The 14344-nt window shown below is 41.7% G+C and carries 16 protein-coding genes; all 16 read left to right on the top strand.

What is annotated here, in order from left to right; all coding sequences use genetic code 11:
• Window position 1: 1 nt before the first annotated feature.
• Genes swrD through C6344_RS03585 form a run of 16 tightly spaced genes read left to right on the top strand, consistent with a single transcriptional unit; the run spans window position 2 to window position 14342 of the window.
• Window positions 2–217 (top strand): swarming motility protein SwrD, encoded by a 216-nt coding sequence (gene swrD, locus C6344_RS03510; RefSeq protein ID WP_034662354.1) that lies wholly within the window; start codon window positions 2–4, stop codon window positions 215–217.
• Window positions 214–642 carry a flagellar basal body-associated protein FliL gene (gene fliL / locus C6344_RS03515; RefSeq protein WP_034662353.1) on the top strand — a complete coding sequence of 143 codons (429 nt, stop codon included), beginning with the start codon at window positions 214–216 and terminating at the stop codon, window positions 640–642. Before swrD ends, fliL begins: the two co-directional genes overlap by 4 nt.
• Window positions 643–674: 32 nt before the next feature.
• A complete protein-coding gene (gene fliM / locus C6344_RS03520) occupies window positions 675–1673 on the top strand; it encodes a flagellar motor switch protein FliM (RefSeq protein ID WP_003212239.1) in 999 nt (332 codons plus the stop codon).
• Window positions 1663–2787: a flagellar motor switch phosphatase FliY gene (gene fliY / locus C6344_RS03525; RefSeq protein ID WP_106041899.1), complete on the top strand. Its 1125-nt coding sequence runs from the start codon at window positions 1663–1665 to the stop codon at window positions 2785–2787. Before fliM ends, fliY begins: the two co-directional genes overlap by 11 nt.
• 27 nt (window positions 2788–2814) lie before the next feature.
• A complete protein-coding gene (gene cheY / locus C6344_RS03530) occupies window positions 2815–3177 on the top strand; it encodes a chemotaxis protein CheY (RefSeq protein ID WP_007499584.1) in 363 nt (120 codons plus the stop codon).
• Window positions 3178–3195: 18 nt separating this feature from the next.
• On the top strand, window positions 3196–3855 hold the full coding sequence (fliZ, locus tag C6344_RS03535; protein WP_066030907.1) for a flagella biosynthesis regulatory protein FliZ: 660 nt from the start codon (window positions 3196–3198) through the stop codon (window positions 3853–3855).
• On the top strand, window positions 3848–4513 hold the full coding sequence (gene fliP / locus C6344_RS03540) for a flagellar type III secretion system pore protein FliP (protein ID WP_007499580.1): 666 nt from the start codon (window positions 3848–3850) through the stop codon (window positions 4511–4513). The genes fliZ and fliP overlap by 8 nt, the downstream gene beginning before the upstream one ends.
• Before the next feature lie 16 nt (window positions 4514–4529).
• Complete coding sequence (fliQ, locus tag C6344_RS03545; RefSeq protein WP_003211206.1) at window positions 4530–4799, top strand: flagellar biosynthesis protein FliQ; 270 nt, start codon at window positions 4530–4532, stop codon at window positions 4797–4799.
• 6 nt (window positions 4800–4805) lie between these two features.
• On the top strand, window positions 4806–5585 hold the full coding sequence (fliR, locus tag C6344_RS03550) for a flagellar biosynthetic protein FliR (protein WP_012009967.1): 780 nt from the start codon (window positions 4806–4808) through the stop codon (window positions 5583–5585).
• Complete coding sequence (gene flhB / locus C6344_RS03555) at window positions 5582–6670, top strand: flagellar biosynthesis protein FlhB (RefSeq protein WP_106072716.1); 1089 nt, start codon at window positions 5582–5584, stop codon at window positions 6668–6670. Before fliR ends, flhB begins: the two co-directional genes overlap by 4 nt.
• 29 nt (window positions 6671–6699) lie before the next feature.
• On the top strand, window positions 6700–8733 hold the full coding sequence (gene flhA / locus C6344_RS03560) for a flagellar biosynthesis protein FlhA (protein ID WP_106072717.1): 2034 nt from the start codon (window positions 6700–6702) through the stop codon (window positions 8731–8733).
• Window positions 8733–9848, top strand: a complete 1116-nt coding sequence (flhF, locus tag C6344_RS03565; protein WP_060596268.1) for a flagellar biosynthesis GTPase FlhF — start codon at window positions 8733–8735, stop codon at window positions 9846–9848. The genes flhA and flhF overlap by 1 nt, the downstream gene beginning before the upstream one ends.
• Window positions 9845–10750, top strand: coding sequence for a MinD/ParA family protein (locus C6344_RS03570; RefSeq protein ID WP_106072718.1), 906 nt, complete (start codon window positions 9845–9847; stop codon window positions 10748–10750). Before flhF ends, C6344_RS03570 begins: the two co-directional genes overlap by 4 nt.
• Complete coding sequence (locus tag C6344_RS03575) at window positions 10747–11820, top strand: protein-glutamate methylesterase/protein-glutamine glutaminase (protein WP_060596270.1); 1074 nt, start codon at window positions 10747–10749, stop codon at window positions 11818–11820. The genes C6344_RS03570 and C6344_RS03575 overlap by 4 nt, the downstream gene beginning before the upstream one ends.
• Window positions 11821–11825: 5 nt before the next feature.
• On the top strand, window positions 11826–13856 hold the full coding sequence (locus C6344_RS03580) for a chemotaxis protein CheA (protein ID WP_060596272.1): 2031 nt from the start codon (window positions 11826–11828) through the stop codon (window positions 13854–13856).
• Window positions 13857–13880: 24 nt separating this feature from the next.
• Window positions 13881–14342 carry a chemotaxis protein CheW gene (locus C6344_RS03585; RefSeq protein WP_034662331.1) on the top strand — a complete coding sequence of 154 codons (462 nt, stop codon included), beginning with the start codon at window positions 13881–13883 and terminating at the stop codon, window positions 14340–14342.
• Window positions 14343–14344: the final 2 nt, after the last annotated feature.

A 14344-nucleotide genomic window follows, 5' to 3' on the forward strand; every position in this document is an offset into this window, starting at 1 on the left:
TATGATTGAAGTGACAAGATTAAATGGCAAAGGATTTATGCTGAACGCTCTCCATATCGAGCAAATCGAAAGCTTTCCAGACACGACCATTACATTAGCCAATGGAAAGAAATTCGTTGTGAAAGAAGATAAAGAGCAGCTTCAAGAGAAAATCATTTCTTTCTACAGAAAAATCCAAGTCATTTCATTGAATCAAGGAATAGAGGAGTTTGAATGAAGAAGAAATTAGTCGTAGTAATGCTAATCATGATTATTGCCATCGTCGGAATTGGAGCAGGCATCTTTTTTCTGCTGAATGGGTCAGACGAAGCAAAAGCAGAAAAAGAGCCAACAGCAGATGAAGTCGTAAAAGCTTCTGTTGAAATTCCTGAGATTATTACTAATTTAAAGTCTGAAGGAAATGCTGTCAAACTTGTATTGAATATTGAAACGGATTCTGAAAAAGCAAAAGAAGAGCTCGAGAAAAGAAGTTTTCAAGTGAAAGACGCCGTAATCGACATTTTATCAGACACGAATGCAGATGAACTTGATGGCAAAAAAGGCAGAGAACATTTTAAAACACTAGTCAAAAACAAAGTGAATAACTATTTGCAAGATGGCAAGGTGAAAGAAGTATATATAACCTCCTTTAATCTGCAATAGAGGCGATTAATTGACACGATGGAGGTGAAGAAATGTCAGGAGAAGTGCTTTCCCAGAATGAGATCGATGCATTATTATCCGCCATATCTACAGGCGAAATGGATGCAGAAGAGCTGAAAAAAGAAGAAACGACGAAAAAAGTGAAGGTGTATGATTTTAAACGTGCACTGCGCTTTTCGAAAGACCAGATTCGAAGTTTAACAAGGATTCATGATAACTTCGCTAGACTGCTCACCACGCACTTTTCAGCTCAGCTAAGATCATATATTCAAATTACTGTCAGCTCGGTTGACCAAGTACCATACGAAGAATTTATTCGTTCGATTCCTAATATGACATTATTAAACTTATTTTACGTCAGCCCGCTTGAAGGAAGAATCATGCTTGAAGTGAACCCAACAATCGGCTATGCCATGATGGACAGGCTGATGGGCGGGATTGGCATTAGTCATAATAAGACAGAATCACTTACAGAAATCGAAACAAAGATTATCTCAAACATGTTTGAGGGAGCTTTGGAAAATTACAGAGAAGCGTGGCAGTCCATAACCGACATCGAGCCTGAAATGGCAGATTTCGAGGTAAATCCCCAGTTTGTTCAAATGGTGTCACCAAACGAAACAGTTGTCGTCATTTCTCTTAATACACAAATTGGTGAGGTCAGCGGGGTTATTAACCTATGTATTCCTCATGTTGTATTGGAGCCTATTATTCCGAAGCTGTCTGTACACTACTGGATGCAGTCTGAACGAAATGAACCAAAACAACAAGAAACAAAGGCCATTGAAAAACGGATTATGACGGCAAAAATACCGGTAGTCGCAGAGCTAGGGGAATCGGAAATGACGGTGGAAGAGTTTTTGAATTTGGAAATTGGTGATTGTATTGCCTTGGACAAACCAGTAAATGCGCCTCTTACTGTTATGGTCGGAAATAAACCGAAATTCTTGGGACAGGCCGGCCGCGTGAATCGGAAACAGGCGATTCAAATTCTAGATCACGACATAAGAGGTGAAGAAGATGGAGAATAACGGAAGTAAATTATCACAAGACGAAATCGATGCGCTCCTTAAAGGAGGCAGCAATGACGATATAGAGCCTGATACAATCCTTTCTGCAATGGAGCAAGATGCCATTGGGGAAATCGGAAACATTTCATTCGGTAGCTCTGCAACAGCACTTTCAACCCTATTAAATCAAAAAGTGGAGATTACTACTCCAACTGTTACAGTGATTCAAAAAAGTATGCTGAATGAGGAATTTCCTCATCCGTATGTCGCTATTGAAGTGAATTATACAGAAGGCTTCAGCGCAAGTAACTTGCTTGTCGTCCAGCAAACAGATGCAGCAGTCATTGCGGACTTAATGATGGGCGGAGACGGGACAAATGCTGACCCTTCTTTAAGCGAGATTCACTTAAGTGCAGTGCAAGAAGCGATGAACCAAATGATGGGGTCTGCTGCGACATCCATGTCGACGGTCTTTAATAAAAAGATTGATATTTCTCCGCCGCGCGTCGAATTACTTGATGTGAAAGAAGGAGAAGGGACAGACCGCATTCCAGCTGAAGAAATGCTTGTCAAAGTATCCTTCAGATTAAAAATAGGTGAACTCATCGATTCAAATATTATGCAGCTTTATCCTATTACATTTGCAAAAGATCTAATCGCAGAATTAACAGACCCAGCGCAGGAAGAAGAGCCGGTTCAAGACACGCAAGTGAGCACACCTGAACCTCAGCCAGCAGCACCTCAAACGCAGTCTGCACCAGCGCAGCAAACTGCTCCGCCGAAAAGACAGGCAAAGCCAAAGCCGGCAGCACCTGTAAATGTGGCACCAGTTGAATTTGAAGCATTCAGTGAGCCTCAGCATACAACAAGCCAGCTTGGAAATCTTGATATGCTGATGGATATTCCGCTTTCCATTACGGTGGAACTTGGCAGAACTCAGCGAAGTGTAAAAGAAGTCCTTGAGCTTTCAGCAGGAAGTATCATTGAACTGGACAAACTTGCTGGTGAGCCAGTAGACATTCTGGTGAACAAACGAATCGTCGCCAAAGGGGAAGTCGTTGTCATTGATGAGAACTTTGGTGTTCGTGTGACTGATATTTTAAGTCAGTCAGAAAGACTTTCTAATTTAAAATAAACAAACATATAGGGAGAGAATAAGTAAATGGCTACTAAGGTATTAATCGTAGATGATGCAGCATTCATGAGAATGATGATAAAGGATATTCTTGTAAAAAACGGATTTGATGTCGTAGGAGAAGCAGAAAACGGCGCTCAAGCAGTTGAAAAATACAAAGAAACGTCTCCAGATCTTGTCACAATGGATATCACAATGCCAGAAATGGACGGGATCACAGCACTAAAAGAAATTAAACAAATTGACGCTTCTGCAAAAATCATCATGTGTTCTGCAATGGGGCAGCAGTCAATGGTTATTGACGCGATCCAAGCAGGTGCAAAAGACTTTATCGTGAAGCCGTTCCAGGCAGACCGCGTACTTGAAGCAATTAATAAAACGTTAGGCTAAAAAAGGGTGTAAGACTTGTTGAAAAAACGTTTGATATGTATAGCAATGATCAGTTTTATGCTTTTCTTGACGATGCAGCCTGCCTCACTGCTTGCTGAAACGAAAGATCCTGAAAATGGCACAGTGAATGAATGGATCAAAGAAGAGAAAAGCAGCAAAAAGGATACAGAAAAGACAACCACTGACAATCAAACGAATCCGGCAGAAGAAGTTCCCTCTTCTTCTGTCTCCATTATGGATTTTGTCAAAATGATTGGTGCCTTACTTTTTGTCATCCTGCTCATATATGGATTGGTGAGATTTGTTGGTAAGCAAAACCGCTTACTCAAACCATTTCGCTATGTTGAAAATATTGGCGGAACGACGGTTGGCCAAAACCGTTCAGTCCAGCTTATCAAAGTGGGCAAACGAGTATTAGTTGTCGGTGTAGCGGACTCAATCCAGCTGCTAAAAGAAATTGATGATGAACAAGAATGTGAAGCGATCGTGAAACAATATGAAGAAGCGATGGAAAGCAAAACAGATTTACCAAAAATCGTTCAAAAATTCACATCGCAGGTAAAGAAACAAAATCAGCCAACCACTTCTTCTTTTTCAGCCAATTTGAAGGCGCAGCTAGCCGAATTGAAAAAGACCCAATCAGAAGTCAGAAAGAAAGGCCCGAAACAAAATGAATGAGTTTATCGATTTATTTAATTCCAGCGGTGCAGGGAATATTAGCACGTCTGTCCGTCTTCTTTTACTTTTAACCGTATTTTCGGTTGCACCAGGCATTCTCATTTTAATGACGTGTTTTACACGGATTGTGATTGTACTTTCATTCGTTAGAACGTCACTTGCAACCAACTCAATGCCGCCAAACCAAGTGCTTGTAGGGCTTGCTTTGTTTCTCACATTTTTTATCATGGCACCCACGTTCTCAGAGATTAATAAAGAGGCACTGACGCCGCTTTTAAATGATGACATTACGCTAAATCAGGCATATGAAAAAGCCGAAGTGCCGATTAAAGAGTTTATGAGTAAACATACGAGACAGAAGGATTTGGCTTTATTTCTTAGTTACGCAAAAATGGATACACCTGAATCGATAAAAGATATTCCGTTAACGGCGATGGTACCCGCTTTTGCGATTTCAGAATTAAAGACGGCATTTCAAATTGGTTTCATGATCTTTATTCCATTTTTAATTATTGACATGGTGGTCGCAAGTGTCCTGATGTCAATGGGGATGATGATGCTTCCGCCGGTTATGATATCGCTCCCTTTCAAAATATTGTTATTTGTTTTAGTCGATGGATGGTATTTGATTGTTAAATCTTTGCTGCAAAGCTTTTAGAGTAGGTGCTTAAAACATGAGTTCAGAATTTGTCATTACGATGGCTGAAAGATCAGTGTATGTGGTATTGCTTGTCAGTGGGCCGCTTCTAGCGCTCGCTCTTATTGTGGGACTGATTGTCAGTGTGTTTCAGGCGACAACCCAAATTCAAGAACAGACGCTTGCGTTCATTCCTAAAATTGTTGCAGTTCTGATTGGGCTTGTTGTGTTTGGTCCATGGATGCTGTCAACCATTGTGTCCTTTACGACAGAGCTGTTCTCGAATTTAGATCGATTTGCAGGTTAACCAGCGATGTCAATCATAGAATTATTCCCTGCTTTTCTGTTAGTTTTTATTCGGATCACCGCTTTTTTTGTGACAGTACCGCTTTTAGCGCATAGAACGATCCCAGCTGTACACAGAGTTGGCTTCTCACTGTTTTTAGCCGTGATTAGTTTTAGCACGATTAAGGAACCGCCAGCACTCGACATAGACGGTCTTTATATGATGCTTGCGGTGAAAGAAGCAATGGTCGGACTTCTGCTTGGGCTGATTGCATATATCATGGTGTCCGCTGTTCAAATTGCCGGCTCATTCATTGATTTTCAAATGGGCTTTGCGATCGCCAATGTGATTGATCCACAAACAGGGGCGCAAACGCCGCTGATGGGGCAGTTTTTTTATACGGTCACATTGCTATTGATGCTGGCAACCAATGCACATCACCTGCTGCTTGATGGAATCTATTACAGCTTTCAATATATTGCAGTTGATCAGTACGCACTGAATTTCGGCAGTGAATCCTTTGCTTACTTTATTGCAAAGAGCTTCAACCAAATGTTCATCATTGCCTTTCAAATCTCAGCACCGGTTGTCGCCAGCTTGTTTTTGGTCGATTTGGCACTGGGCATTGTGGCACGAACAGTTCCTCAGATGAACGTTTTTGTGGTCGGACTTCCTATTAAAATGGGTGTGAGTTTTATTATGATCATCATCTGTATGGGCGTCATCTTCGGTGTTGTCCAAAATACATTTGATACGATTGTACTCACCATGAGGAATTTCTTAGCATTGGTCGGTGGTTCGTCATGATGACAAGGCTTAGACTAGACTTGCAATTTTTCGCAGGTGAAAAAACAGAAAAAGCAACGCCGAAAAAGAGACAAGATTCACGTAAAAAAGGTCAGGTTGCCAAAAGTACCGACGTCAATACAGCCATCTCATTTCTATTAATCTTTTTATCATTCTTTTTTATTGGGCCTTTTATGAAAGAGCGTATTATTGCGCTTATTGAACGTTTTTATTCAACAACCATGCTAATGAAGGTTAGCACATCTAATATTCATCAACTATTCATGGAATTGCTTCAGGAAACAGCGCTCCTTCTCATGCCAATCCTTGGTGTTGGTATGCTGGCAGGTGTCATCAGTAACTATTTACAAGTTGGCTTTCTCTTTTCAACAGAAGTCATCAAACCGAAATTAGAAAAGCTAGATCCTATCAAAGGGTTTAAACGGATATACAGTATTCGAGCCCTCGTAGAGCTATTAAAATCTATTTTGAAAATTGGTTTTGTTGGTTTTGCGACATTTATTGCACTTTGGATGCACTTTGACGAAATTCTGCGGCTTCCTTTATTAACAGCAGAGGAAACCCTTCATTTCGTCGCAAATATGACCTTGATTATGGGTCTATATGCAGCAGGTGCTCTCATGATCTTAGCAGGGCTTGATTATATGTATCAGAAATTTGATTATGAAAAAAACTTGCGGATGTCCAAACAAGACATCAAAGATGAGTATAAAAAATCTGAGGGTGACCCGCTCATAAAATCAAAGATTAAACAGCGCCAGCGGGAAATGGCCATGAGACGGATGATGCAGGAAGTCCCAAAAGCGGACGTCATCATTACAAACCCAACCCACTATGCAATTGCTTTAAAATATGACGAAGAAAAGATGGAGGCGCCCTTTGTTGTGGCAAAGGGAACAGATATTTTGGCTTTGAAAATTAGAACGATTGCGAAAGAGCACGATATCATGACCGTAGAAAACCGGCCGCTCGCTCGTGCACTATATGATCAGGTCGACATCGACCAAGCGGTGCCAGAGGAATACTTTAAGGCGATCGCAGAAATTTTAGCTTACGTATATAAAACGAAACAAAAGATTTTATGAATTTTTGGTTTTAAAAGGAGAGAACAGGCATGGCAGCAAGAGATTTATCTGTTTTATTCAGTGTTATTTTAATTGTGGCGATGCTGGTCATACCATTTCCGCCAATGCTATTAAGTATTTTAATCATTATTAATATTTCTCTTGCGCTTATCGTGCTTCTCACCACAATGAACATGCAAGAACCACTGCAATTTTCAATATTTCCATCATTGCTTTTGCTCTTAACGCTGTTCCGCTTAGGGCTTAACATCTCTACAACACGATCTATCCTATCAACTGGAGACGCTGGAAAGGTTGTAGAAACGTTTGGTTCATTTGTTGTTGGAGGTAATGTACTCGTGGGTCTGGTGGTCTTCCTTATTCTGATCATCATTCAATTTGTTGTAATCACCAAAGGGGCTGAGCGTGTTTCAGAGGTTGCGGCAAGATTTACCCTCGATGCAATGCCAGGGAAACAAATGAGTATTGATGCAGATTTAAATGCAGGGATGCTGACAGAAAGTGAAGCAAGAAATCGCCGTGAAAAAGTAGCGAGAGAAGCAGACTTTTATGGTGCGATGGATGGTGCAAGTAAGTTCGTTAAAGGGGATGCCATCGCAGGTATTATTATCGTCATTATTAATATTATTTTTGGCATTATTATTGGGATGCTTCAGCAAGGAATGTCGATTCAAGAATCAGCTTCCCACTTTACACTATTAACGGTAGGAGACGGGATTGTTTCACAAATTCCTGCACTTCTCATTTCAACAGCGACAGGGATTGTCGTCACAAGGGCTGCTTCTAATGGGAACCTTGGTTCAGATATCACTGAACAGCTGTTTGCATTCCCGGCTATGCTTTACGTCACATCAGGTACGATCTTCCTTCTTGGGTTGTTTACTCCAATCGGCGTACTTTTGACAGGACCGATCGCAGGTTTACTTGCCCTCGGCGCATACTTGATGTCGAAAAACAAACAGGATCAAGAAGAAATCGAAGAGGTACTAGAGGAACAGGCAGAGGTAGAAGAGATGAAAAGTCCAGAAAGCGTCATTAACCTTCTGCAAATGGATGCCATTGAATTTGAATTTGGCTACGGCCTGATTCCGCTAGCCGATGCAAATCAAGGCGGTGACCTGTTAGACCGAATTGTGATGATCCGAAGGCAGCTTGCCCTTGAACTAGGTCTTGTGATTCCAGTTGTCCGAATTCGAGACAACATTGCACTTAACCCAAATGAGTATCGGCTCAAAATAAAAGGGAACGAAGTGGCAAAAGGTGAGCTGCTGCTTGATCACTACTTAGCGATGTCTCCTACGCCTGATGATGATCCGATTGAAGGGATTGAAACAATCGAGCCATCCTTTGGTCTTCCGGCTAAATGGATCTCAGAAGCAGAAAAAGATCAGGCTGAGATGCTTGGCTATACGGTTGTAGATCCTGCATCTGTTGTGTCTACTCACATCACAGAGAAGATTAGACAAAACACACACGAACTGCTCGGACGCCAAGAAACGAAGCAATTAATCGATCATCTGAAAGAAAGTTATCCTGTCTTAGTGGATGAGGTGACGCCAAATCCACTAGCAGTTGGTGATATTCAAAAAGTATTGGCAAAACTGCTGAAAGAAAAGGTTTCTATTCGAAATCTTGTCACCATTTTTGAGACGCTTGCAGACTACGGAAAATTAACGACGGATACAGATTTGTTAACAGAGTATGTCAGACAGGCGCTGGCAAGACAGATTACCGCACAATATGCAAGAGAAAATGAATCGCTCAAAGTCGTGACATGCTCAGGTCGAGTCGAAAAGGTAATTGCTGACAGCGTACAGCAAACAGAGCATGGCAACTACTTATCATTAGATCCAGAATCCTCTGAAAGTGTGATTCAATCAGTGGCGAGAGAAATTGAACAGCTTTCGCTTCGTCAGGAAACGCCGGTTCTATTGTGCTCACCTCCTATAAGAATGTACGTCAAGCAGCTGTTAGAAAGATATTTCCCGGATTTACCGGTACTATCTTATAACGAACTAGAAGCAAATGTGGAAGTACAGAGCATCGGAGTGGTGGATATCTAATGAAAATGAAAAAAATCACAGCGAATTCAATGCAGGAGGCAACGATTCAAATTAGGCAGCAGCTTGGGAAGGATGCCGTCATTTTAAATTCCAAAACCGTTGTTAAACGAAAGCTATTCGGTTTAAAGAAACAGCAAATGGTTGAAGTAATAGCTGTGCTGGATCAAGATTTTGAAGAAAGAGCGGGTAAAGGTGTACATCCTGCGCCTCCTCTTCCAGTAATTCCGAAAAAGGAGCAGGTTCAACACCGGCCTGCAGAGCCATCCCTTGCTCCTGAGGCAGTGAAACCAGTACCTTCTCATGCTCAGCCTTTAGAATATGCGAGGAATGAGCGGCATGCTGGTATTCTGCCCGATCCTCTCATGGCAATCGATCAAAAGCTTAAGGATCAAGGTCTTGATGATTCAATTCGAGACGAATGCCTAAAAGGTCTTTTAACGAAGGGTGCTGTCAAGGAAGATCAAATTCAAAAAGAACTTGAACAACTGCTGACAGGTATGCTGCCGGCTCATACCTCTGATGAGCCGATGATTCGTTCAAAATACATTGTGCTGTTTGGTTCAACTGGGGCTGGTAAAACAACAACAATTGCAAAGCTGGCTGCCAAAACTGCCATTCAGAAGCAAAAGAAAATCGCTTTTATTACAACAGATACGTACCGAATTGCAGCGATCGAACAACTGAAAACATACGCGGAACTGCTCAATGCACCGCTTGAGGTTTGTTATTCGAGAGAGGATTTTGTGAAAGCTCAAGAGACCTTTAAAGAGTATGATCATATTTTCGTAGACACAGCCGGTCGTAACTTTAAAGAAGAAGCGTATATCAAAGAGCTGACAGACATTATTCCATTTGATGAAAGCTTTCAAAGTTTCCTAGTGATGAGTGCGACCTCGAAGTATCAGGACATGAGAGCCATGGTTAAACGATTTGAACACGTTCCAATCGACCAATTCATTTTTACAAAGGTAGATGAAACAGACACGATGGGAACAATCTTTCAAATCATTACAGACTCTCAAATCGGACTTGGCTTTTTAACAAATGGTCAAAATGTACCTGAGGATATTCTTGAGGGCTCTCCTCTTGAATTAACAAGGATGGTCTTACAATGATGAAGCCCGACCAAGCGGAAGGTTTAAGAAAGCTCGTTCAGCAGAATCAAACGATTACACCAGCTCCTCTTGGTATAAGCAAACAGGCAAAAACCATTGCTGTCATGAGCGGTAAAGGCGGAGTAGGAAAATCAAATTTGACGCTGAATATGGCACTGTCTATCGCAAATGCAGGCAAGCGAGTGTTAGTCATCGACCTTGATTTTGGTATGGGGAATATTGATATTTTACTAGGAAAAACATCGACTAGCTCTATATTAGATGTTCTTGTCAGGAAGGAATCTATCCGAGCAGCTATGACACAAGGAACGAACAACCTTTATTACATTTCTGGCGGAAGCGGACTTGAACAGCTGTTTTCTTTAGATAAAGATCAATGGTCTTTCTTTCTAGAGGAAATGGAAAGAATGATGCACGACTTTGATTGTATCTTCTTTGATATGGGTGCCGGCTTGTCAAAAGATCAACTGCCTTTTGTTTTATCAGCAGGAGAAGTTGTGGTTGTGACAACGCCAGAACCAACATCGATCATGGATGCTTACAGCGCAATTAAACACTTAGCTATTCATCAGTTTGAACAATCTGTGCAAATCATTGTCAACCGGTGTAAAACCCCGTCAGAAGGGTCTGAAACCTACCGGAAATTAGCAGGAGTGGTCACATCATTTCTACACAGAAAGCTAGTATTTGCTGGTGCTGTGCCAGATGATCCTGCGGTTCCTAAAGCAGTGGCTGAACAAATTCCATTTTATATCAAGCAGCCTCACTCAAGGCTGAGTAAAACGATCAAGATGCTGGCAGAAACACTTTATCAACAGCAGATAAGAGAGGCACAGAGAGAGCAGCATACGTTTATAGATAAGTTGTCCTCTTTTTTTAAAAGGAGGAAGGTGGACTCATGATTAGAGTGCTTGTAGTAGATGACTCGGCCTTTATGCGAAAGCTCATTAGTGATTTCCTAAGTGCCGAGCAAGAAATAGAAGTCGTCGGAACGGCGCGAAATGGGGAAGATGCCTTAAAACGGATCAAGGAACTGAATCCAGATGTTGTCACACTAGATGTGGAAATGCCTGTTTTAAATGGAACAGAAGCATTAAAACAAATTCTGGCTGAACATGACCTTGCCGTGATTATGGTGTCAAGCCAGACAAAGCAAGGGAAAGATTTAACTATCCATTGCTTAGAACTTGGTGCGTTTGACTTTGTGACAAAGCCTTCAGGAAGTATTTCCCTCGATTTGCACAAAGTAAGAGGCCAAATTGTAGAGCGGGTGCTTGCGGCAGGGATGTCAAGGAAACGCACAGAAGTGCAGATTTCTCCTAAGCCGGTGATGAAGACGCCAAGTCCAGTGGCTTTTCCTCGCCCGCAAGCAGTAAAAAGCAGCTCACTCCGAAAGATTATTTCAATCGGAACATCGACGGGAGGGCCAAGAGCACTTCAACGAGTCGTCACGAAGCTGCCAAAGGACATAGAAGCACCCATTTTGATTGTGCAGCATATGCCGGCAGGATTTACGGCATCACTTGCTACTAGGTTAGACCATTTATCTCAAATTTCGATTAAAGAAGCACAAGATGGAGATATCGCTAAAAATGGAGTGGCTTACATAGCTCCTGGTGGAATGAATATGTCACTTCATGAACAAGGGGCATCCTTAGTCATCAGGCTGTCTCCAGAGGACACGGAAAGCCGGCACAAACCTTCTGTTAACTATTTATTTGAATCCATCAGCAATATAAAGGGTTACGAGAAAATTGCTGTCATTATGACAGGCATGGGTAGTGACGGCACAGAAGGTGTCAAAAAAATGGTCGCAAGCGGTCATACGAAAGTCATTGCAGAAAAAGAAGAATCATGTGTTGTTTTCGGAATGCCTAAATCAGTCATTAAAGCAGGCCTTGCACATGAAACAAGGCATGTGGATGACATCGCACATGCAATTATAAGCTCCATGAAAAAAGAGAGGGCGTGAACACGTTGGATGTAAACCAATACTTAGATATCTTTTTAGATGAAAGCAGAGAACACTTACAAACTTGTAATGAAAAACTTCTTGATTTAGAAAAGAACCCAACCGACTTGCAGCTAGTGAATGATATATTCAGAGCGGCTCACACATTGAAAGGCATGAGTGCAACGATGGGCTACGCTGATATGGCTCAGCTCACACATCATTTAGAAAACATGTTTGATGCCATTCGAAATGAACAAATGATTGTCACACCTGAGTCAATGGACACGATGTTTGAAGCACTTGATCACCTTGAAGCAATGGTTCAATCAATTGCAGAAGGCGGAGATGGGAAACGCGATGTCACAGAGGTTAGTAAAAAGCTAGATGTGACAGGAAGCCATGCTGAGGCAGCTCCTAGTGTTGAAACAGCGGATGTATCAGCTGCGGCTGCTAACGACTTAGACTATAACGAATTTGAACGAACAGTGCTTGATGAAGCGAGAGAACAAGGCTTTAAATGTTATGAACTCAATGTAACATTAAGTGACGCATGCTTATTAAAAGCTGTTCGTGTCTATATGATCTTTGAAAGACTGAACGAAGCAGGCGAGGTCGTCAAAACAGTTCCAAATGCAGAACTTTTAGAATCAGAAGATTTCGAATCTGAATTTAGTATTTCTTATTTATCTAAACAACCGATGGATGAAGTGAAAAAAATCGTGATGACGATCTCAGAAGTTGAACAAGTTGAGATCTCAGAAGTCTCTGCATTTGAAGACGCGGCTCCAGCTGAAAAACAAGAAGCAAAACCTGAACAGGAAAAAGAAGAAGTCTCCGTGCCTGCTGCGAAAGCACCAGCAAACGATGCGCCAAAAGCAAACGGCAATAACGGTGCAGCTGCCGGCGGAACAAAAACGATTCGTGTCAACATTGACCGTCTCGATTCTCTCATGAATCTATTTGAAGAACTGGTGATTGACAGAGGCCGTTTAGAGCAGATAGCCAAAGAATTAGAAAATAATGAACTTACAGACACAGTTGAAAGAATGACACGTATTTCTGGAGATCTGCAATCGATCATCCTGAACATGAGAATGGTCCCTGTGGAAACAGTGTTTAACCGATTCCCTCGTATGATCCGTCAATTGACAAAAGAGCTGAATAAGAAAATTGAACTGATCATTGAAGGTGCTGAGACAGAGCTTGACCGAACAGTCATCGATGAGATTGGAGATCCGCTCTTACACTTACTTAGAAACAGTCTAGATCACGGTATTGAATCGCCAGAAGAACGTGTGAAAAAAGGCAAGCCAGAAAAAGGCACCGTTCTATTAAAGGCGTATCATAGCGGAAACCACGTCTTCATTGAAGTAGAAGATGATGGCGGCGGAATTAACCGTAAGAAAGTGCTTGAAAAAGCATTAGAGCGCGGGGTTATTACTGAAAGAGAAGCGGAAACGCTTGAAGATCATCAAATTGATTCATTGATCTTTGCAGCAGGTTTCTCTACAGCTGATACGATTTCTGACATCTCAGGCCGCGGTGTAGGCCTTGACGTTGTGAAAAACAAGCTGGAATCACTAGGCGGATCTGTGAGCATCAACTCAACAGAAGGACAGGGCTCACTATTCTCGATCCAGCTTCCGCTTACATTATCGATTATTTCCGTTCTTCTTGTGAAATTGGAAGAGGAAACATTTGCGATTCCGATTTCTTCTATTATTGAAACGGCTGTCATTAAGAAAAGCGACATCCTTCAAACGCATGATCGTGAAGTGATTGATTTCCGCGGATTTATCGTACCGGTCGTGTACTTGAAGAAACAATTCCACGTACCAAATGCGAATGAATTAGAGGAAGAACTGCACATCATCGTTGTTCGTAAAGGAGATAAGCTGACAGCATTTGTGGTCGATTCATTTATTGGTCAGCAAGAGGTTGTATTGAAATCACTAGGAGATTACCTGCCAAACGTGTTTGCGATCTCAGGCGCAACAATCCTAGGTGACGGTCAAGTTGCACTCATCGTTGACTGTAATGCACTGATCAAGTAAAAAACAATAGAGGAGCGGTCTGAAATGAGTACAGATATCAAAACTGGCGAAAAGATGATTGTGTTTATCGTAAACAAAAAAGAATACGCCATTTCAGTATCAGAAGTAAAGTCCATTGAAAAATGGCAGCAGCCGACAAGAGTCCCTGGCGTTGCCCCTTATATATGTGGTGTTATTAATCTGCGCGGTGTCGTGACACCTGTCATCGACCTTAGAGTCAGACTTGGATCAACTGACAACGACATTACAGATGAAACAAGAATGATTATTGTACAAGTTGGTGACATTGAAGTCGGCTGGATTGTTGATGAAGCGAATGATGTCATTACAGTCCATCAAGAAGAAGTAGAATCTTCTCCTGAATCAGCTGAAAAAGAAGGACAATCATGGGTGACAGGTATCATTAAGCATGATCAGCGTCTATTTAATATCATTCATCCTGGTGCCGTCCTCGACAAGAGCGTTCAAGATGCACCTGTTCATTAAGG

This window comes from Bacillus sp. GBSW19, from assembly GCF_002998655.1.
Lineage (GTDB): Bacteria > Bacillota > Bacilli > Bacillales > Bacillaceae > Bacillus.